The sequence below is a fragment of the Streptomyces sp. SDT5-1 genome (assembly GCF_052245995.1).
In the GTDB taxonomy this organism is placed as follows: domain Bacteria; phylum Actinomycetota; class Actinomycetes; order Streptomycetales; family Streptomycetaceae; genus Streptomyces.
In genome coordinates this window covers 4265267-4285124 of sequence record NZ_CM125963.1, presented here as the reverse complement: position 1 = coordinate 4285124, position 19858 = coordinate 4265267, and the positions used below count along the sequence as shown (strand labels likewise).

15 protein-coding genes are annotated in these 19858 nt (G+C 71.0%); 7 read left to right on the top strand and 8 right to left on the bottom strand.

Translation table 11 applies throughout. The features are described 5' to 3' along the window. The first annotated feature begins 136 nt into the window (after positions 1–136). Positions 137–1672 (top strand): FG-GAP repeat domain-containing protein, encoded by a 1536-nt coding sequence (locus ACTWJ8_RS19710; protein ID WP_443264741.1) that lies wholly within the window; start codon positions 137–139, stop codon positions 1670–1672. Positions 1673–1696: 24 nt separating this feature from the next. Here ACTWJ8_RS19710 and ACTWJ8_RS19705 read toward each other — a convergent pair whose 3' ends face one another. Both ACTWJ8_RS19705 and ACTWJ8_RS19700 read right to left on the bottom strand, forming a co-directional pair. Beyond that, positions 1697–2473, bottom strand: coding sequence for a YhjD/YihY/BrkB family envelope integrity protein (locus ACTWJ8_RS19705; protein WP_443264739.1), 777 nt, complete (start codon positions 2471–2473; stop codon positions 1697–1699). Positions 2474–2596: 123 nt separating this feature from the next. Further along, a complete protein-coding gene (locus ACTWJ8_RS19700; RefSeq protein ID WP_356386807.1) occupies positions 2597–3574 on the bottom strand; it encodes a GlxA family transcriptional regulator in 978 nt (325 codons plus the stop codon). 51 nt (positions 3575–3625) lie between these two features. On the opposite strand from ACTWJ8_RS19700, the gene ACTWJ8_RS19695 reads away from it, so the two are divergent. Together ACTWJ8_RS19695 and ACTWJ8_RS19690 are read left to right on the top strand one after the other, a co-directional pair. After that, the gene (locus ACTWJ8_RS19695) at positions 3626–4012 is read left to right on the top strand and encodes a cupin domain-containing protein (RefSeq protein ID WP_356386810.1); all 387 of its coding nucleotides are present in this window, start codon (positions 3626–3628) and stop codon (positions 4010–4012) included. A 3-nt stretch (positions 4013–4015) separates the two neighbouring features. Then, on the top strand, positions 4016–5839 hold the full coding sequence (locus ACTWJ8_RS19690; RefSeq protein ID WP_443264738.1) for an NHL domain-containing thioredoxin family protein: 1824 nt from the start codon (positions 4016–4018) through the stop codon (positions 5837–5839). Here the strand turns inward: ACTWJ8_RS19690 and ACTWJ8_RS19685 are convergent, their stop codons facing one another. From ACTWJ8_RS19685 to ACTWJ8_RS19675, 3 genes are all read right to left on the bottom strand, one after another. Next, positions 5840–6061, bottom strand: coding sequence for a DUF6458 family protein (locus ACTWJ8_RS19685; RefSeq protein WP_356386816.1), 222 nt, complete (start codon positions 6059–6061; stop codon positions 5840–5842). A 90-nt stretch (positions 6062–6151) separates the two neighbouring features. After that, a complete protein-coding gene (locus tag ACTWJ8_RS19680; RefSeq protein ID WP_443264736.1) occupies positions 6152–7450 on the bottom strand; it encodes a M18 family aminopeptidase in 1299 nt (432 codons plus the stop codon). A 308-nt stretch (positions 7451–7758) separates the two neighbouring features. Continuing rightward, positions 7759–9597: an acyl-CoA dehydrogenase gene (locus ACTWJ8_RS19675; RefSeq protein ID WP_356386821.1), complete on the bottom strand. Its 1839-nt coding sequence runs from the start codon at positions 9595–9597 to the stop codon at positions 7759–7761. A 157-nt stretch (positions 9598–9754) separates the two neighbouring features. Between ACTWJ8_RS19675 and ACTWJ8_RS19670 the strand changes: the two genes are divergently transcribed. From ACTWJ8_RS19670 to ACTWJ8_RS19660, 3 genes are all read left to right on the top strand, one after another. After that, positions 9755–10207 (top strand): SseB family protein, encoded by a 453-nt coding sequence (locus ACTWJ8_RS19670; RefSeq protein ID WP_356386824.1) that lies wholly within the window; start codon positions 9755–9757, stop codon positions 10205–10207. A 147-nt stretch (positions 10208–10354) separates the two neighbouring features. Beyond that, on the top strand, positions 10355–11320 hold the full coding sequence (locus tag ACTWJ8_RS19665; RefSeq protein ID WP_356386827.1) for a pirin family protein: 966 nt from the start codon (positions 10355–10357) through the stop codon (positions 11318–11320). Positions 11321–11407: 87 nt separating this feature from the next. Continuing rightward, a complete protein-coding gene (locus tag ACTWJ8_RS19660; RefSeq protein WP_356386829.1) occupies positions 11408–12499 on the top strand; it encodes an AI-2E family transporter in 1092 nt (363 codons plus the stop codon). Here ACTWJ8_RS19660 and ACTWJ8_RS19655 read toward each other — a convergent pair. Further along, entirely contained in the window at positions 12436–14589 is a 2154-nt protein-coding gene (locus ACTWJ8_RS19655) for an ATP-binding SpoIIE family protein phosphatase (protein ID WP_356386832.1), read from the bottom strand. The genes ACTWJ8_RS19660 and ACTWJ8_RS19655 overlap by 64 nt on opposite strands. A 178-nt stretch (positions 14590–14767) precedes the next feature. Between ACTWJ8_RS19655 and aspS the strand changes: the two genes are divergently transcribed. Then, positions 14768–16534 (top strand): aspartate--tRNA ligase, encoded by a 1767-nt coding sequence (gene aspS, locus ACTWJ8_RS19650; protein WP_356386835.1) that lies wholly within the window; start codon positions 14768–14770, stop codon positions 16532–16534. Positions 16535–16609: 75 nt separating this feature from the next. Here the strand turns inward: aspS and metG are convergent, their stop codons facing one another. Further along, positions 16610–18340: a methionine--tRNA ligase gene (gene metG, locus ACTWJ8_RS19645; RefSeq protein ID WP_443264734.1), complete on the bottom strand. Its 1731-nt coding sequence runs from the start codon at positions 18338–18340 to the stop codon at positions 16610–16612. A gap of 129 nt (positions 18341–18469) precedes the next feature. After that, positions 18470–19804: a VWA domain-containing protein gene (locus ACTWJ8_RS19640; RefSeq protein WP_443264732.1), complete on the bottom strand. Its 1335-nt coding sequence runs from the start codon at positions 19802–19804 to the stop codon at positions 18470–18472. Positions 19805–19858: the final 54 nt, after the last annotated feature.

Sequence of the window (19858 nt, the reverse complement as noted above, 5' to 3'; positions counted from 1 at the left end):
GAACCCGCCACCGGTTCCGCCGCCCGAAGCGCTTCGAAAAACCGCACGTCGAAAGCGAGTTCAGTGGTACCTGCAACCGTTCGAGGGAGTAATGGGTCGTATGAGATGGACGTGACCTTACGACCAAAGGAACCGCATGTTGCGCGCACGACCCCACGGTGTCCGCAGTAACCGGCTCGGCCTGGTGGCCGCGACCCTCGTCGCGGGCGGCCTCACCGCCGTCTCGCTCACCCCGGCCCAGGCGGCCCCTGCCACCGGAAGCACGACCACCGCCGCCACCCAGGCGGCGGGCAAGGCCGACGCCGCCGACGACTTCAACGGCGACGGCTACGCCGACCTCGTCACCGCCGCACCCGGCGGCACGATCTCCGGCGCGGCGCAGGCCGGGTACGTCGCCGTCACCTACGGCTCGGCGAACGGCCTGAACGCCGCGAACAAGAAGCTCGTCTCCCGCTCCACCACCGGCATCCCGGGCTCCGCCGCCGCCAAGGAGGCGTTCGGCCAGTACCTCACCAAGGGCGACCTCGACGGCGACGGCTACAGCGACCTCGTCATCGGCTCGAAGAGCAAGGACGCCGGCAGCGTCATCGTCTGGGGCTCCGCCTCCGGACTCACCGGCGGTACGAAGATCGCCACGTACGGGCGGTCCCCGCAGATCGGCGACTTCGACGGCGACGGCAAGCCCGACCTCGCGCTCCTCGCCGACATGGGCAGCTACGGCGACGACCCCGAGCACCAGGGCGCCGCCCTCTGGAAGGGCCCCATCAGCCGCACCGGCGCCCCCGCCGAGACCCTCGACTTCATGGACAGGTCCGAGTGGTGGGGCTACGGCAAGGACGACGAGACCTGCGTCGACGACCAGTACGGCTGCGTGGACGGACCGGACTCGACCACCGGACCCGTCGTCTTCAAGGCCGTCGGCGACCTCAACGGGGACGGCCGCGACGACCTCGCCCTGCGCTCGTACAACGGCGACGGCATGTGGAACAACACCGTGCTCTACGGCAGCGGCTCGGGCTTCAAGCGCGGCTGGGCACCGGCGACCCAGGGGGAACTGGCCGCCGGTGACGTCAACGGCGACGGCATCGACGACCTGGTCGTCGGCTCCGACCCCGCAGAGTCCGACCTCGGCGAGACCGACCAGAAGGTCACCGTCGCGTTCGGCACCAAGGACGGCCTCGACAACGATGCCATCCAGAGCTTCGACCAGAGCCTGCCCGGCTTCTACGGCGCCCAGGAGGACGGCGACAAGCTCGGCTCCTGCGTCTCCGTGGCCGACGTCGACGGCGACGGCCGCGCCGAGGTCGCCCTCGGCATCGCGGGCGAGGACTTCAGCGGCAAGACCGACGCCGGGTCCTTCGCGCTGCTGCACGGCTCCGCCGACGGCGTGACCGGCGAGGGCTCCCAGGTGTTCAACCAGGACTCCGCGGGCGTGCCGGGCGTCGCCGAGTCGGGCGACGCCTTCGGGGCGGGCTGCCAGCTGCTCGACACCAACGGCGACGGACACCGCGACCTCGCGGTCTCCTCCACCGCCGAGAACGAGTCGTCCGGCGCCGTCTGGTCGTTCCCCGGCACCGCCACCGGCATCACCGCCACCGGATCGGTCGCCATCAACCCGAAGGACCTCGGCGCTCCCGCCACCAAGGCCCTCTTCGGCAACCCGCTGCGGTAACCACCCGCCGCCGGGCCCCGGAGGTCACGACGCCTCCGGGGCCCACCGCAGCAGCCGCGCCACCGGCCGCTCCCGCGCGACCACGTACCCCACCGCGATCCCCACGCACACCACCGTGAACAGCACGATCAGCCACGACAACAGGGTGAACACCAGGCCGAACGGGCCGAACTGGGCCAGCGAACGGTTCAGCACCCGCGGCATGTACAGACGCGAAGCCCACGACAGCGCGACCACGCCCGCCCCGGTCAGCAGCGCCCCCGGCAACAGCGGCAGCCACGCCACCCGGCTCCCCAGCAACAGATGCTGCGTCCACCACCACAGCAGCACACTCGCCCCGTACGACAGCGCGAGCCCCAGCCACGCGCCCGCGCCGAACCCGTCGCGCAGCACACCCTGCGCCAGGATCGCCGCCACCCACACCCCGAGCCAGGCCGGCCACCGCCACGCCACCAGCCGCACACCGGCCGACGGCAGCCCCCACGACCGCTCGCACACCCGCTGCAAAGCCCGGCTGCACGCGGTCGCCGACAACAGCGTCACGACCACGCCCACGAACCCCGAGGTCTCCCGCGTCCCCGCGTCGTTCGCCGCGTAGACCTCCTTGACCTGCGCGAGCGAAGCGCCGCTCAGCCCCATCGCGGTCCGCGACGACTCCAGCAACTGCTCCCGCACGACCGCCGGCGCGAACGCCGCGACGACGAACAACACCGGAATCGCCGTCAGGAACGCCTGCGCCGCGAGCCGGGTCGCCGAGTCCAGCAGCCGCACGGCCACGATCTGCCGCGCCACCCTGCTCACGAACGGAAACCGCTCCTGAGCACTCACGACCCACTGGACAGTACGCCCGACACGCCCACTGCTCTCGCTCATGACCGCCAGCGTCGACCACACCCCGCCCCACCGCCGCCCGCCACACCGGGGTCACCCGCCCCCGAACCTCTTCCGATACGCCGACGGACTCAGCCCCGTGGCCCGCTTCAACTGAGTCCGCAGATTCGCCGCGCTGCCGAACCCGCTCCTGGCCGCCACCACGTCAATGCTCCGCTCGCCGCGCTCGATGATCCGGCAGGCGAGGGCCACGCGCTCAGCCACCAGCCAGGCCAGCGGCGTCGTGCCCAGCTCGGCGCGGAAACGGCGGTGCAGGGTGGCCGGGCTGACGGCAGCGCGGGCCGCGAGCGCGGCGACGGTCAGCGGTTCGTCGAGCCGCTCCTGGGCCCACGTGAGGACCGGCGCCAGCGACGTGTCCCGCGCCACGGGCAGCGGCCGCTCGATGAACTGCCGCTGCCCGCCGTCCCGGTGCGCCGCGAACACGAGCCGCCGGGACACGGAGGCCGCCACCTCGGCGCCGTGGTCACGGCTCACGAGGTACAGCCCCAGGTCGAGCGCGGCCGCGCTCCCGGCGGCGGTCAGGACGTCGCCCTCGTCGACGAACAGCACGTCCGGCTCGAGCAGCACCTTCGGATGCAGCGCCCGGAACTCGTCGGCCCACCGCCAGTGCGTCGTGGCCCGCCGCCCGTCGAGCAGCCCCGCCTCGGCGAGCGCGAACGTCCCCGTGCAGAAGCTGGCGATCCGCGCCCCGCGCGCGTGGGCGCGCCGGACGGCTTCGAGCACGGCCTCGTCGCGCGGCACCACGTTGTCGGGCCGGCCCGGCACGATCAGGGTGTCGGCGGCGTCGACGGCCTCGAGCCCGGCGGCCCCCGCCATCGTGAAGAACCCGTGGTTCATCCGTACACCGGGCCGCGGTGTGCACAACGTGAGCGTGTACAGCGGGTCCAGGTCACCGAGCTCGGGCCGCGGCAGCCCGAACACCTCCGTGGCGACACCGACCTCGAACGGATTGATGCCCTCGTCCACGAGGACGACGACGTGCCGGGGACGATGCGAGGATCCTTGCGCCATACGCGATTTCTAACACTCGTCCGCACCGTCCGGCGCGCTCAGGATGGGGCCATGGAAACGGAACCCGTATCGCTCGCCCAGGCCCTGTCCACCTTCGACGCGACCTGGAGCCCCCGCATCGTCACGACCGTCAACGACTACGACGTCCGTCTCGCGAAGGCCGAGGGCGAGCACGTCTGGCACGTGCACGAGGACACCGACGAGTTCTTCCTGGTCGTCGAGGGCGAACTCACGATCTCCCTGCGCGGGAAGCCCGACGTGGTCCTGCCCCGCGGCTCGGTCTTCACGGTCCCCCGCGGCACCTGGCACAAACCCCGGGCCACCCCCGGCACCGCCATCCTCCTCCTCGAACCCACCGGCACCCCCACCACCGGCGACGCCCACGACCCGGTCCCCGCTCACGTCGACTCGACGACGGGGCACGCGTGGCACGCTTGAAGCATGAACGACTCCGTGCCCGCACGCACCGTCCGCCGAGCCCGTGTCCGCGCCCCCGAGCTGGTCGGCAAGGGTGGCTGGCTGAACACGGGAGGCAGCGAGTACAGCCTCGCCGACCTGCGCGGACGCATCGTGATCCTCGACTTCTGGACCTTCTGCTGCATCAACTGCCTGCATGTCCTCGACGAGTTGCGGGAGTTGGAGGAGAGGCATCGGGACACCGTCGTCATCGTCGGGGTGCACTCGCCGAAGTTCGTGCACGAGGCGGAGCACGGGGCCGTGGTCGATGCCGTCGAGCGGTACGGGGTGGAGCATCCGGTGCTGGACGATCCGGAGCTCGCCACGTGGAAGCAGTACGCGGTCAGGGCGTGGCCGACGCTCGTCGTGGTCGATCCGGAGGGGTACGTCGTCGCGCAGCACGCCGGTGAGGGGCATGCGCATGCGATCGAGCGGCTGGTCGAGGAGCTGGAGGAGGAGCACGGGGCGAAGGGGACGTTGCGGCGTGGGGACGGGCCTTATGTGGCGCCGGAACCCGTGGCGACCGATCTGCGCTTCCCCGGCAAGGCGGTCGTGCTGCCGTCGGGGAACTTCCTGGTCAGCGACACCACGCGGCATCAGCTGGTGGAGCTGGAGGGCGACGGGGAGACCGTCGTGCGGCGGATCGGGAGCGGGGAGCGGGGGTTCGGGGCGGACTCGTTCAACGAGCCGCAGGGGCTCGCGCTCCTCGACGACCGCACCGTCGTCGTCGCGGACACCGTGAATCACGCGTTGCGGGCCGTCGATCTCCCGTCCGGTGCCGTCAGCACGCTCGCCGGGACGGGCAGGCAGTGGTGGCAGGGGGCGCCGACCAGTGGGCCCGCGCGGGACGTCGACCTCTCCTCTCCCTGGGACGTCGCCGTGTTCGGGGGCACGGTGTGGATCGCCATGGCGGGGGTGCATCAGCTGTGGACGTACGACCCGGAGGCGGGGACGGTCGCCGTCGCGGCGGGGACGACGAACGAGGGTCTTGTGGACGGCCCGGGCGACGAGGCGTGGTTCGCGCAGCCGTCCGGGCTCGCGGCGACCGAGGACCGGCTGTGGGTCGCCGACTCCGAGACGAGTGCGCTGCGGTACGTGGACGTGGACGGTGTCGTGCACACGGCCGTCGGCACCGGGCTCTTCGACTTCGGGCATCGGGACGGGGACGCCGAACAGGCGCTGCTCCAGCACCCGTTGGGCGTGACGGTGCTGCCGGACGGCTCGGTGGCGGTCTCGGACACGTACAACCACGCCCTGCGGCGCTACGACCCGGCGACCGGGCAGGTGAGCACGCTGGCCACGGATCTGCGGGAGCCGAGCGACGCCGTGGTCGTCGGGGACGACGTGGTGGTCGTCGAGTCCGCGCGGCACCGGCTGACGCGGCTGCGGCTGCCGGAGGAGGCCGTGCGCGTCGAGTCGGTCGCGCACCGCACGCAGCGCGCGGCGACCGACATCGCGGGCGGCAGCCTCCGCCTCGACGTGGTGTTCCAGGCGCCCGCCGGGCAGAAGCTCGACACCCGGTACGGTCCCTCGACCCGGCTGCTCGTCTCGTCGACGCCGCCGGAGCTGCTGGCGGCGGGCGACGGCGCGGGCACGGACCTGGCCCGCGAGCTGACGCTGAACCCGGACGTCACCGAGGGCGTGTTGCACGTCTCGGCGATGGCCGCGTCCTGCGACGACGATCCGGCGAACGAGTACCCGGCCTGCCACGTCCACCAGCAGGACTGGGGTGTTCCGGTGCGGGTGGTCGAGGGCGGGGCCGAGCGTCTTCCGCTGGTCCTGGCGGGGATGGACGACGGTGTCAACTGATCAGTAGTGCTTGTCGTGTTCGTCCTCGACGACGGTCGTCCCGCTCGGCGGCACGAACCGCCTGCGCCGTCCGACGCTGCGGAACACGAAGACCCCGATCAGGCCGACGATCATGAAGATCCAGCCGACCAGGTCGAGGTTGACGCTCTCCATGTGCCAGTCGGTCGCGAACGCGAGGATCGCGCCGACGGCGACCAGGATGATGCAACCCCCAAGACTCATCAGGTCCGCCTCCTGCGGTGTGTGCGAATGAGCGTGCGGGGCCCGAGTACCCCCGAACCCCGCGGCAACCCCTCCGCGTCACACCGGAGTTCAGCCCTCCAGGAACGCGGTGAGGGCGTTCGCGAGGAGGTACGGGTCGTCGGCCCCGCACAGTTCGCGGACGCTGTGCATGGAGAGGATCGCGGCGCCGATGTCGACGGTCTTGATGCCGTGCCGGGCCGCGGTGATCGGGCCGATGGTGGTGCCGCACGGCATCGCGTTGTTCGAGACGAACGTCTGGAACGGGACGCCGGCCTTCTCGCACGCGGCGGCGAACACGGCGCGGCCCGAACCGTCCGTGGCGTAGCGGTTGTTGACGTTGACCTTGAGGATCGGCCCGCCGTTGGCGCGCGGGTGGTGCGTGGGGTCGTGGCGCTCGCCGTAGTTGGGGTGCACGGCGTGGCCGGTGTCGGAGGAGAGGCAGACGGTGCCGGCGAAGGCGCGCGCCCGGTCCTCGTACGAGCCGCCGCGGGCGAACACGGAGCGCTCCAGGACGGTGCCGAGGAGCGGGCCGTCGGCGCCGGTGTCGGACTGCGAGCCGTTCTCCTCGTGGTCGAAGGCGGCGAGCACGGGGATGTACGGGAGGTCGCCGCGCCTGGCGACCTCGGCGAGGGCGGCGGTGCAGGCGTGCACGGACAGCAGGTTGTCCATGCGGGGCCCGGCGACGAGCTCCTTGTCGCGGCCGAGGTAGGACGGCGCCTCGATGGCGTACGTCATGAGGTCCCAGCCGGTGATGTCGCCGCGGCCGAGCCCGTTCTCGTCCTCGAGGAACGCCATGAGGTCGCCCTCGTGGACGTCGCCGCCGAGGCCCCAGATGGGCTGCATGTGGCGCTGCTTGTCCAGCTTCAGGCCGTCCGCGCTGACGGAGCGGTCGAGGTGGATGGCGAGCTGCGGGACGCGCAGCAGGGCGCGGTCGACGTTCACGAGGCGCTCGGTGCCGTCGCGGAGGCTGACGCGTCCCGCGAGGCCGAGGTCGCGGTCGAGCCAGGAGTTGAGCAGCGGGCCGCCGTAGATCTCGACGGCGACCTGGCGCCAGCCGTTGCTCGCCATGTCGGGCTGCGGTTTCACGCGCAGGTTCGGCGAGTCGGTGTGGGCGCCGACGATGCGGTACGGGGTGTGGGCGCTCGCGCCCTCCGGGACGTACCAGGCGATGATCGCGCCGCCGCGGGTGACGAACTTGCCTCCGCTGGTCCCGTCCCAGGCGTCGGCCTCCGCGACCTGCTGGAAGCCGGCCTTCTCCAGGCGTGCGGCCGCGTTGGCCACGGCGTGGTACGGGGTGGGGCTCGCCGCGAGGAAGGCCATCAGGTCATCGGTGTGCCCGCGGTCGAAGGGGCGGGAGGAGGTGTTCATGCGGCAAGCGTAGGACAGGCCCCTCCGGGGGGTGCGCGGCCCTGGGGGCCTGCCTGCGGCGGCCCCTCGCACGGGTGCGCCATCCGGCCCCTCGCACGGGTGCGTCGTCCGGCCCCTTTTCGACCTGCGGCTGCCGGTTGCGTCGTGCGTCTGCGCAGCGCCCCTGAAGGGGCGCGGGGAACTGCGCGCGAAACCACCAGTGGGCGCGCCCCGCGGACGACGCCGCCCCCTGTGGCCAAAGGCAGAAAGGCCCGCCGTCCCCGCAAGAGGGACGACGGGCCCAGGCATCACACCAGGTCAGCGGAGCGTCAGAACGCCGCTTCGTCGAGGTCCATCAGCGCCACACCCGACTCGCTCGTGGTCTGCGCCAGCTTGCGCGCACCCGTGACGCCGGGCAGGACGTTCGCCGCGAAGAACTGCGCGGCGGCGATCTTGCCCTGGTAGAACGCGACGTCCTTGCCGGAGGCACCCGCGGCCAGCTTCTCGGCGGCGACGGCCGCACCCTTGAGGAGCAGGTAGCCGACGACGACGTCACCGGAGGCCATCAGGAGGCGGGTCGTGTTGAGGCCCACCTTGTAGATGGACTTCACGTCCTGCTCCGTGGCGACCAGGTCGTTGATCATGAGGCCGACGATGGCCTCCAGCTCGGACGCGGACTTGCCGAGCGCCTCGCGGGCCGCGGCCAGCTCCTCGCCACCGGTCTCCACGGCGAGGAACTTCTTGATCTCCTCGGAGAGCGCGTTGAGCGCGGCGCCCTGGTTGCGGACAATCTTCCGGAAGAAGAAGTCCTGGCCCTGGATCGCGGTCGTGCCCTCGTAGAGGGTGTCGATCTTCGAGTCCCGGATGTACTGCTCGATCGGGTACTCCTGGAGGAACCCGGAGCCGCCGAACGTCTGGAGGGACTGGGCGAGCTGCTCGTAGCCCTTCTCGGAGCCGTAGCCCTTGACGATGGGCAGCAGCAGGTCGTTCAGGGCGTGCTCGGCGGTGGCGTCCTCGCCGGCCGCCTCCTTGACCTGGATCGCGTCCTGCACGGAGGCCGTGTAGAGGACGAGGGTGCGCATGCCCTCGGCGTACGCCTTCTGCGTCATGAGCGAGCGGCGCACGTCCGGGTGGTGCGTGATGGTGACCTTGGGCGCGGTCTTGTCCGTGCTCTTGGCGAGGTCGGCGCCCTGGACGCGCTCCTTGGCGTACTCGAGCGCGTTGAGGTAGCCCGTCGACAGCGTGGAGATCGCCTTCGTGCCGACCATCATGCGGGCGAACTCGATGATGCGGAACATCTGGCGGATGCCGTCGTGCTTGTCGCCGATCAGCCAGCCCTTGGCGGGGTGCTGGTCGCCGAAGGTCATCTCGCACGTGTTGGAGGCCTTGAGGCCCATCTTGTGCTCGACGTTGGTGGCGTACACGCCGTTGCGCTCGCCCAGCTCGCCGGTCTCCCAGTCGAACTCGAACTTCGGGACGAGGAAGAGCGAGAGGCCCTTGGTGCCGGGGCCGTGGCCCTCGGGGCGGGCGAGGACGTAGTGGAGGATGTTCTCCGACATGTCGTGCTCACCGGACGTGATGAAGCGCTTCACGCCCTCGATGTGCCAGGAGCCGTCGGGCTGCTCGGTGGCCTTGGTGCGGCCGGCGCCGACGTCCGAACCGGCGTCCGGCTCGGTGAGCACCATCGTCGAGCCCCACTGCTTCTCGACGGCGATCTCGGCGATCTTCTTCTGCGCCTCGTTGCCCTCCTCGAAGAGGATGCCGGCGAAGGCGGGGCCGGAGGAGTACATCCAGATCGCCGGGTTGGCGCCCAGGATCAGCTCGGCGTGGGCCCAGATGAGCGAGCGCGGGGCCGTCGTGCCGCCGATCTCCTCGGGCAGGCCGAGGCGCCAGTACTCGGAGTCCATGAAGGCCTTGTAGGACTTCTTGAACGTCTCGGGGATGGGCGCGGTGTTCGTCTCGGGGTCGAAGACCGGCGGGTTGCGGTCCGCGTCCGCGAAGGACTCGGCCAGGTCGTTCTCGGAGAGGCGGGTGACCTCTTCGAGGATGCTCCTGGCGGTGTCGACGTCCATCTCCGCGAACGGGCCGGTGCCGTACAGCTTGTCGCGGTCGAGTACCTCGAAGAGGTTGAACTCGATGTCGCGGAGATTCGACTTGTAGTGCCCCATGGCGACGGCTCCGTGTCCTCGTACGCATACCAACTAGTAACCAACAGGATGCTACCCGTCGGTAATAAGAATCAACCCCCAGTGGGCATCTGTGACGAACAAGGCGCCCGCCCGCTCTCGTCCCGCCACCCCCTGGCGCGTCGGTAGTCTTGCCCTCATGTACGGCTACGACCAGAGCCCGGGCGCCGGGCAGCAGTACGCGCCGCCGCAGGGCGGGTACGGGCAGCAGGCTCCGCTGTACCCGGAGCCGTCGCCGCCGTCGCTCGCCGACGCGGTCCGCGCCTTCACCACCGGTTCGATGTCCGCCGAGGACTTCCAGCAGATCTTCGCTACGTCGAAGGTCTACTGCCCGCGCGGCGACAATCCGGGCTTCCTGGCGCTGCACAACACGCAGCAGCCGGTCATCCCGATGTTCAGCACGCTCAAGGAGCTGCGCCGGTACGCGGGCAAGGAGTCCAAGTACTTCGTGATCACCGGCGCCGAGGTGATCGACCTGCTGCCCACCGGGTACGGCTTCGTCCTCGACATGGAGGGCGAGCACCGGATGGTCTTCGACGCGAAGGCGGTCGAGGAGATGGTCGACTTCGCGATGCGCCGCATGTACGGCTGATCATCTCCCCCTTCGGTACGGGCCCGGACGCCGCGCGTCCGGGCCTTTCGCATGTCCGGCGCGGCCCGGAGGCGGGCGGGAATAGCGCGCGGCTTGCGAGATGTTCACCGTTCAACTAAATTGGAGGCAGACCTTGAGGAGGCCGCCATGCCCGCTGTGACCGTCGAAAACCCGCTGACCCTGCCTCGCGTGGCCGCGCCGGCGGACGCCGTGGCGCGCCCCGTGCTCGCTGTGACGACCGCGCCGAGCGGTTTCGAAGGGGAGGGATTCCCGGTGCGCCGCGCGTTCGCCGGGATCAACTACAAGTACCTCGACCCGTTCATCATGATGGACCAGATGGGTGAGGTGGAGTACGAGGCAGGGGAGCCCAAGGGCACCCCCTGGCACCCGCACCGCGGCTTCGAGACCGTCACGTACATCATCGACGGCACCTTCATCCACCAGGACTCGCACGGCGGTGGCGGCACCATCACCAACGGCGACACCCAGTGGATGACGGCGGGCTCCGGCCTCCTGCACATCGAGACGCCGCCCGAGTCCCTCGTCATGTCCGGCGGCCTGTTCCACGGCCTCCAGCTGTGGGTCAACCTGCCCGCCAAGGACAAGATGAAGAACCCGCGGTACCAGGACATCCGCGGCGGCCAGGTCAAGCTGCTCACGACCGCCGACGGCGGCGCGCTGCTCCGCGTCATCGCCGGCGAGCTGGACGGCAACGAGGGGCCCGGCATCACCCACACCCCGATCACGATGGTGCACGCCACCGTCCGCCCCGGCGCCGAGGCGACGCTGCCCTGGCGCGAGGACTACAACGGTCTCGTGTACGTGCTCGCGGGCAAGGGCACCGTCGGCGCCGACCGGCGTCCCGTGCACACGGGACAGACCGCCGTGTTCGGCGCGGGCTCGTCCCTCACCGTGCGCGCCGACGAGTCGCAGGACGCCAACACCCCCGACCTCGAAGTGGTCATCCTCGGCGGTCAGCCGATCCGGGAGCCGATGGCGCACTACGGCCCGTTCGTGATGAACACCAAGGCCGAACTCCAGCAGGCCTTCGACGACTTCCAGGCCGGACGCCTGGGCGTCATCCCCAGCAAGGAGCGCCTGCCGCACACCTGATGCGGCGGAGCACGTGAAGTGACGCCCCGTCACTCGGCCGGACCCGGCCGGGAGGCGGGGCGTTCCTCCGCATGATCGTCTGGCGGGGTGCAGACCGGTAAGCCACTCCTCCCCGACCCCGCCCGCCGCCTCGCCGCCTGGTGTGCGGTGGCCCTGCTCGTCTCCGGGGTCGTCTGGCTCGCGATCGTGCTGTGCGTCCAGCTCAGGACGGCCGTCGTGCCCGTGCTGCTCGCGCTGCTCGGCACCGCGCTGCTGCGGCCCGTCTACCTCGCCCTGCGCCGCGCCAAGGTGCAGCGCTCCCTCGCATCGGGCCTCACCTGCGCGCTGATCCTGGTGGTCGTGGGCGGCGCCGGATACATCGTGGTCGCGGCCCTCATCGACACCGGCGACCAGATCGTGACCTCGCTCAAGCAGGCCGCGCAGGACCTCTCCGACCGCTTCGGCACCGGCGCCCTCGACCTCGACCACCTCGCCGACAACGCCCAGGACCTGATCAAGAAGTACGGCAGCAACGCCGCGTCCGGGGTGCTCAGCGGGCTCAGCGCGGTCGGGGAGGTCGCCGCGATGGCGGTGCTCGCGCTGCTGCTCTGCTTCTTCTTCCTGCGCGATGCCCCGCGCTTCCGGTTCGCGCTGCGGCAGGCCGCGCCCGGTGGGAACGGGGAGGTCCTGGAGGCCATCGCGCGCCGGGCCTTCGCCGCGATCTCGGGCTTCATGCGCGGTACCACCCTCATCGCCCTCATCGACGCGACCTGCATCGGCATCGGGCTGCTCATCCTTCAGGTCCCCGGCGCGGTCGGCCTCGCCGCGCTGGTGTTCGTCGGCGCCTACATCCCCTACCTGGGCGCCTTCATCTCCGGTGCGGTCGCCATCCTCGTCGCCCTGGCCGACCGGGGCTTCGTCATCGCCCTGTGGGCGCTGGGTGTGGTGCTCGCGGTACAGGTGCTCGAAGGGCATGTGCTGCAGCCGATGATCCAGTCCCGCACGGTGCAGATGCACCCGGCGGCGGTGCTGCTCGCGATCACGGCGGGCGCCTCCGTCGCGGGGATCCTCGGGATGCTGCTCGCGGTGCCGTTGACGGCCGCCGCGTTCGGCGTGCTCAGCGAACTGCGCGGGCGCTACGGGCCCTCGGACCCCGTTTCACGTGAAACGGGCTCCTCGGTGGCCGAGGACGGCTCGTAGAGCTCGAACCAGATGCTCTTGCCCTCGCCCCGCGGGTCCACGCCCCAGCGGTCGGCGAGCAGCTCCATGAGGACCAGGCCGCGGCCCGACGACGCCAGCTCGCCGGGTCGGCGCTTGTGCGGCAGATCGTCGGAGGCGTCGGCGACCTCCACGCGCAGGCGGCGGGGCTCGGTGCCGCGGCGGGTCATCTCCGCGACCAGGAGGGCGTCGCCGTCGGTGTGCACCAGGACGTTCGTGACCATCTCGGAGACCAGCAGCACCGCCGAGTCGACCTGATCCGTGTCCGACCAGTCGTGCAGCAGCTCCCGCAGCTGCTGGCGGGCGGCCGCGATCCGCTCCGGCTCGGCCTGCGCGATGGTCATCGCGGTCCGGCGGGCCACCTTCGGCAGGGTGGTCTGGGCGGTGCGGCGCAGCAGCAACAGCGCGATGTCGTCCTCGCGGCGGTCCGCGAGCGGCCCCGTGGTGTGGTGCGAGGACGGCCCGTGCACGGCCTGCACCAGGGCGTCGGCCAGCTCCTCCAGGCGGTCGGCGGGGCCGGTCTCCAGGGCCGTACGCACCCGTGACCAGCCGCTGTCGAGATCGTGGCCGCCCGTCTCGATGAGGCCGTCCGTGCAGATCAGCAGCGTCTCGCCGGGTTCGAGGACGAGCCGGGTCGTCGGATAGTCGGCGTCCGGGTCGATGCCGAGGGGCAGGCCACCCGCGGTGGGGCGGACGAGGACGGTGCCGTCGGCCATCCGGATCGCGGGGTCCGGGTGCCCGGCGCGGGCGAGCTCGAGGACGCCGGTGGCCGGGTCGGCCTGCACGTACAGGCAGGTCGCGAAGCGCGGGTCGGCGCCCGGCTCGTCGGTGTCGCCGATGCCGTGCAGGAAGCGGGAGGCGCGGGAGAGCACGGCGTCCGGCCTGTGCCCCTCGGAGGCGTACGCGCGCAGGGCGACGCGGAGCTGCCCCATCAGGCCGGCCGCGCGCACGTCGTGGCCCTGTACGTCGCCGATGACGAGGGCGATGCCGCCGCCGGGCAGCGGGATCATGTCGTACCAGTCGCCGCCGACCTGGAGGCCGCCGCCGGTCGGCACGTAACGGGCGGCGATGCTCATGCCGGGGATCTCCGGGCCGAGCGTGGGCAGCATCGTCTTCTGGAGGCCGTCGGTCAGCTCCCGCTCCGACTCGGCGACCCCGGCCCGCGACAGGGCCTGCGCCAGCATCCGGGCGACCGTGGTGAGCACCGAACGCTCGTCGGGCGTGAACGACACCGGGTACGCGAAGCCCGCCATCCACGCGCCGATCGTGCGGCCCGCGACGACCAGCGGCAGGAACGCCCACGACTTGCGCTCGAAACGGGCGGCCAGCGGCCAGGCCGCGGGGTAGCGGGCGCGGTACTCCTCGGGGGACGACAGATAGACGGCGCGGCCGGTGCGGACGACCTCGGCGCCCGGGTAGTCCGTGCGCAGGTCCATGTCGGTGAACGGGGACTCGTCGCCCTCCTCCTGGCCGTGGTGGCCGATGACGGTCAGCCGGTCGCCCGCGACACCGAACACGGCGAGGCCGTCGGGCGAGAACCCCGGCATGGAGAGCCCGGCGGCGACCCGCAGCACCTCCTCCGTGGACCCGGCCTCCGCGAGCGCCCGGCCCGCGTCCAGCAGGAACGCCTCCCGGGAGCGCCGCCAGTCCCCGGTCACCGGGGTGCGCGACGCGGCCTCCGGCGGCGGCTCCGACACCTCCTGGATCGTGCCGATCAGCTCGTACGAGTCGGGGTCGTCGTCGTGCGGGACCGGCTTGGAGCGGCTGCGTACGGTGCGCAGCACGCGGCCCTCCTCGTCCATGACGCGCAGCCGTGCCTCGGCGAGGGTGCCCTCGGCGACGGCGAGCTGCACGATGCCGAAGATCTCGTTCCAGTCGACCGGGTGGAAACGGGCGCGGGCGGCGGCCTCGGTCAGCGTGACGGGCCCGCCGTCGGCGGCGGGCAGGCCGACCAGCCGGGCGGCCTCGGCATCGAAGGTGACGAGCCCCGCCCGGTTGTCCCACCGCCACAGCCCGGTGGCGAGAGCGGCGAGAACGTCCTCCACGGGCGGGAGGGGCTCACCGGTGCGCATTGCCCCACTCTAGGAAGAGGTGATCGCCCACTGCCACCAGAGACTCCGCCGGTTGCCGGGGGCGGGGTGGCCGCGACGGGGCGGTGGCCGGGCCGTGGCCCGGGGCGGGGCCGGTACCCTTGGGGAGATCCCGGTTGTCTCCCGGGGAACCCCAAGCGCAAAGGCTGGATGAACGACGATGCATCGGTACAGGTCCCACACCTGCGGCGAGCTCCGCGCCTCTGACGTCGGCTCCGACGTCCGGCTGAGCGGCTGGCTGCACAATCGCCGAGACCTGGGCGGCATCCTCTTCATCGATCTGCGCGACCACTACGGCATCACGCAGCTCGTCGCCCGCCCGGGCACGGAGGCCGCCGAGGTCCTCGACAAGCTCACCAAGGAGACCGTCGTCCGCGTGGACGGCAAGGTCGTCTCCCGCGGCGCCGACAACGTGAACCCGGAGCTGCCCACCGGCGAGGTCGAGATCGAGGCCTCCACGGTCGAGGTGCTCGGCGCGGCCCAGCAGCTGCCGTTCCAGATCAACCAGGACGACGGGGTCGGCGAGGAGCGCCGCCTCGAGTACCGCTTCCTGGACCTGCGCCGCGAGCGCATGCACAAGAACATCATGCTGCGCAGCGCGGTCATCGCCTCGATCCGCTCGAAGATGGTCGACCTCGGCTTCAACGAGATGGCGACGCCGATCCTCACCGCGACCTCCCCCGAGGGCGCCCGCGACTTCGTCGTCCCGTCCCGCCTGAACCCGGGCAAGTTCTACGCCCTGCCGCAGGCGCCGCAGCAGTTCAAGCAGCTGCTGATGATCTCGGGCTTCGACCGCTACTTCCAGATCGCGCCGTGCTTCCGCGACGAGGACGCGCGCGCGGACCGCTCGCCGGGCGAGTTCTACCAGCTCGACATCGAGATGAGCTTCGTGGAGCAGGAAGACGTCTTCCGCCCCATCGAGAAGCTCATGACAGACATCTTCACGGAGTTCGGCGGCGGCCGCGAGGTCACCAGCCCGTTCCCGCGGATCCCGTTCCGCGAGTCGATGCTCAAGTACGGCAACGACAAGCCGGACCTGCGCGCCAAGCTCGAACTCGTCGACATCACCGACGTGTTCGCGGACTCCGAGTTCAAGGCGTTCGCCGGCAAGCACGTGCGCGCGCTGCCCGTCCCGGACACCGCCTCGCAGTCCCGCAAGTTCTTCGACGGCCTCGGCGACTACGCGGTCGAGCAGGGCGCCAAGGGCCTGGCCTGGATCCGTGTGGGCGAGGACGGCACGTTCGCGGGCCCGATCGCCAAGTTCCTCACCGAGGAGAACGTCAAGGTCCTCACCGAGCGCCTCGGCCTCAAGGCGGGCCACGCCGTGTTCTTCGGCGCGGGCGAGTTCGACGAGGTCTCGAAGATCATGGGCGCGGTCCGCGTCGAGGCCGCCAAGCGCGCCGGCCACTTCGAGGAGGGCGTCTTCCGCTTCTGCTGGATCGTCGACTTCCCGATGTACGAGAAGGACGAGGAGACCGGGAAGATCGACTTCTCCCACAACCCGTTCTCCATGCCGCAGGGCGGCATGAAGGACCTGGAGGAGAAGGACCCGCTCGATATCCTGGCCTGGCAGTACGACATCGTCTGCAACGGCGTGGAGCTGTCCTCCGGCGCGATCAGGAACCACGAGCCGGAGATCATGCTCAAGGCCTTCGAGATCGCGGGCTACGACCGCGACACCGTCGAGCACGAGTTCGCGGGCATGCTCCGCGCGTTCCGCTTCGGCGCCCCGCCGCACGGCGGGATCGCCCCGGGCGTCGACCGCATCGTCATGCTCCTCGCCGACGAGCCGAACATCCGGGAGACCATCGCGTTCCCGCTGAACGGCAACGCGCAGGACCTGATGATGGGCGCGCCCACCGAGCTGGACGAGTCGCGTCTGCGCGAGCTCAACATCCAGCTGCGCAAGCCGGTCGAGAAGAAGTAGCGACCTCACCGCGACAACGCCGAAGGGCCCGGAACCAGGATCGGTTCCGGGCCCTTCGGCGTTGTGCGTTCTGCGTTACGCCTCCGGCTCGCCGCCGAAGCGGGTCTTGTACGACTCCAGGTCCTCGTCGGTGATCTTGGCGAAGAGGACGGGGGGAACGGTGAAGGGGGTGCCGGCGGGGACCGTCGTCAGGGACGCGGCCTCCTCGGCGGTGACCCAGCGGGCGTCGTCGCCGGGCAGTTCGAACGCGGCGCGCATCGCGGCGGCCGAGGACGGGATGAAGGGCTCGGAGACCACCGCGTACAGGCGGATCAGGTTCATCGCCGTGCGCAGCGTGAGGGCCGCGGCGTCCTTGTCGGTCTTGATCTCCAGCCAGGGGGCCTTCTCCTCCAGGTAGGAGTTGCCCGCCGACCACAGGGCGCGCAGCGCCGCGGCGGCCTTGCGGAACTGGAGGGCCTCCATCTGGGTCTCGTACTCGGCGAGGAGCGTGGAGATCTCCTGGCCCAGCTTCGCCTCCGCCTCGCCGGGCTCGCCGCCCGCGGGGACCTCCTCGCCGAAGCGCTTCTTGGAGAAGGACAGCACGCGGTTGACGAAGTTGCCGAGGGTGTCGGCCAGGTCCTTGTTCACCGTCGCGGTGAAGTGCTCCCAGGTGAACGACGAGTCGTCGGACTCCGGGGCGTTCGCGATCAGGAAGTAGCGCCAGTAGTCGGCCGGCAGGATCTCGAGCGCCTGGTCGGTGAAGACGCCGCGCTTCTGCGACGTGGAGAACTTGCCGCCGTAGTACGTCAGCCAGTTGAAGGCCTTCAGGTAGTCGACCTTCTTCCACGGCTCGCGGATGCCCATCTCCGTGGCCGGGAACATCACGGAGTGGAACGGGACGTTGTCCTTCGCCATGAACTCCGTGTACCGGACGTCGGAGGCGCCGGCCGGCTCGTACCACCACGACTTCCAGTCGCGGGTCTCACCGTCGGGGGCCTGGTCCGCCCACTCCTTCGTCGCGCCGATGTACTCGATCGGGGCGTCGAACCATACGTAGAAGACCTTGCCCTCGGCCGCCAGCTCCGGCCAGGTGTCCGCCGGGACCGGCACGCCCCAGTCCAGGTCACGGGTGATCGAGCGGTCGTTGAGGCCCTCGGTCAGCCACTTGCGGGCGATGGAGGACGCCAGGTGCGGCCACTCGTCGGCGACCTCGTCGATCCACGCCTCGACCTCGCCCTGGAGCTTCGACTGGAGCAGGAAGAGGTGCTTGGTCTCGCGGATCTCCAGGTCCGTGGAGCCGGAGATCGCGGAGCGCGGCTCGATCAGGTCCGTCGGGTCCAGGACGCGCGTGCAGTTCTCGCACTGGTCGCCGCGCGCCTTGTCGTAGCCGCAGTGCGGGCAGGTGCCCTCGACGTAGCGGTCCGGGAGGAAGCGCTCGTCGGCCGGGCTGTAGACCTGGCGGATGGCGCGCTCTTCGATGAACCCGTTCTCGTTCAGCTTGCGGGCGAAGTGCTGGGTGATCTCCGCGTTCTGCTCCGAGGAGCTGCGGCCGAAGTGGTCGAAGGCGAGACCGAACCCGTCGTAGACCGCCTTCTGCGCGTCGTGCGCCTGCGCGCAGAACTCGGCGACCGGGAGGCCCTGCTCCTTGGCCGCCAGCTCGGCGGGGGTGCCGTGCTCGTCCGTCGCGCAGATGTACAGCACGTCGTGGCCGCGCTGGCGCAGGTAACGGGAGTACACGTCGGCCGGGAGCATGGACCCCACCATGTTGCCCAGGTGCTTGATCCCGTTGATGTACGGAAGGGCGCTGGTGATGAGGTGTCGAGCCATCGGGGGCTGCTCCCGGGTTGTGACGTGGGTGGAATCTAGAAATCGTAGCCGACATGGAGCGGCCGCCCGCGCGGTGTTTTACCGTGCGGACGGCCGTGGGGTACGGGGGGCCGGTCGGGGCCGGTGGGGTTACGGGCGCCAGGCGGTGAGGAGGCCCTTGTAGAGCTCGGCGTCCGTGAGCTCCAGCGGGGTCTCGCCCGCGTGGAACACCGCGGTGTTCTCGGCCTTCAGCTTGCGGAGGTAGTCGAAGTTCTTCGACTCGGGGTCGCCGAACGTCACGAACTGGAAGAAGAGCGGGTGCTTCGCCGCTGCCGCGAGGGCCTCGTTCGCGGGGCGCTGGACGTCCGGGGGGCCGTCCGTCTGGAAGATCACCAGGGCCGGGGCGGTCGGGTCGTCCGACTTCTCGTGGTGGGCGACGACCTCTTCGATCGCGCGGTGGTAGCTGGTGCGGCCCATGCGGCCCGCTGCCGCGTGCCACTCGTCGACCTTGCCCTCGTACGCGTCCAGGGTGAGGTCGCCGGAGGCGTCGATGTCCGTCGAGAAGATCACCGTGTGGACGGTGGGGGTGTCGCGGGCGTCGAGGTGGGCGGCGAGGGCGACGGTCTGCTCCGCGAGGGCGGCGGTCGAGCCGTTCTTGTAGTACGGGCGCATGGAGCCGGAGCGGTCCAGGACGAGGTAGACCGTGGCGCGGGTGCCGGTGAGGTTCTGCTTCTTCAGTGCCGTGCCGGCGGCCTTGTGCGCTGCGGCCAGGCCGGGGGCGCGCGTCTTGACCTTGGCGGGCGTGTGGGCGGGCTTCTTCGGGGTGCCGGGTTCGGCGTCCTTGGTCTCTTCGGCCTGCGCCGGGGTTTCGTCGGCTGCGACGGGTTCGGCGTCCTTGGTCTCTTCGGCCTGCGCGGGAGCTTCCTCCGCCGTGACGGGGTCGGCGTCCTTGGTCTCTTCGGCCTGCGCCGGGGTTTCCTCTGCCTCGACGGGCTCGGCGCCCTCGTTCTCCTCGGCCTGCGCCGGCGTTTCGTCGGCCGTGACGGGTTCGGCGTCCTTGTTCTCTTCGGCCTGCGCCGGGGTTTCGTCGGCCGTGCCGGGCTCGGCGCCCTCGTTCTCTTCGGCCTGCGCCGGGGGCTGTGCCCACCCGTCCCGCCCTGCGGGACGATTGCCCACAGCGGGGGCGACCTGGTCCGTGGCTTCGGGCTCCGGCTCGACCGGCTTCGGCTCGGACGGAGTCGGCTCGGCCTCGGCCGTGGGCTGCGACGGAGTCGCAGGCTCAGGTTCCGTCAGCCGTTCCTCGCCCACCGGAGGTGACGGCTTGGGGACCGAGACGTTGTCGAAGGCCGCTGAGACCAGGTCGTCGGCTTCGCCCCTGGAGGGGGAAGGGACCGTGGTCGTGGGTGCTGGGTCCGGAGCGGCAGCGGTCTCGTCCTTTTTGCGGGACCGCCCGAACGCGTTCCGCAGCAGATCCAGAATGCCCATGTGCGCAACCTTCCGCATGAGTTGTCCCCGACGTCCCTGGAACCCCTGGCCAGG

Excerpts from the sequence above, each read along its gene's own strand:
- ACTWJ8_RS19710 (WP_443264741.1), top strand. The coding sequence starts at position 137 with ATGTTGCGCGCACGACCCCACGGTGTCCGCAGTAACCGGCTCGGCCTG.
- ACTWJ8_RS19700 (WP_356386807.1), bottom strand. The coding sequence starts at position 3,574 with ATGGCGCAAGGATCCTCGCATCGTCCCCGGCACGTCGTCGTCCTCGTG.
- ACTWJ8_RS19695 (WP_356386810.1), top strand. The coding sequence starts at position 3,626 with ATGGAAACGGAACCCGTATCGCTCGCCCAGGCCCTGTCCACCTTCGAC.
- ACTWJ8_RS19690 (WP_443264738.1), top strand. The coding sequence starts at position 4,016 with ATGAACGACTCCGTGCCCGCACGCACCGTCCGCCGAGCCCGTGTCCGC.
- ACTWJ8_RS19685 (WP_356386816.1), bottom strand. The coding sequence starts at position 6,061 with ATGAGTCTTGGGGGTTGCATCATCCTGGTCGCCGTCGGCGCGATCCTC.
- ACTWJ8_RS19680 (WP_443264736.1), bottom strand. The coding sequence starts at position 7,450 with ATGAACACCTCCTCCCGCCCCTTCGACCGCGGGCACACCGATGACCTG.
- ACTWJ8_RS19675 (WP_356386821.1), bottom strand. The coding sequence starts at position 9,597 with ATGGGGCACTACAAGTCGAATCTCCGCGACATCGAGTTCAACCTCTTC.
- ACTWJ8_RS19670 (WP_356386824.1), top strand. The coding sequence starts at position 9,755 with ATGTACGGCTACGACCAGAGCCCGGGCGCCGGGCAGCAGTACGCGCCG.
- ACTWJ8_RS19665 (WP_356386827.1), top strand. The coding sequence starts at position 10,355 with ATGCCCGCTGTGACCGTCGAAAACCCGCTGACCCTGCCTCGCGTGGCC.
- ACTWJ8_RS19655 (WP_356386832.1), bottom strand. The coding sequence starts at position 14,589 with ATGCGCACCGGTGAGCCCCTCCCGCCCGTGGAGGACGTTCTCGCCGCT.
- aspS (WP_356386835.1), top strand. The coding sequence starts at position 14,768 with ATGCATCGGTACAGGTCCCACACCTGCGGCGAGCTCCGCGCCTCTGAC.
- metG (WP_443264734.1), bottom strand. The coding sequence starts at position 18,340 with ATGGCTCGACACCTCATCACCAGCGCCCTTCCGTACATCAACGGGATC.
- ACTWJ8_RS19640 (WP_443264732.1), bottom strand. The coding sequence starts at position 19,804 with ATGGGCATTCTGGATCTGCTGCGGAACGCGTTCGGGCGGTCCCGCAAA.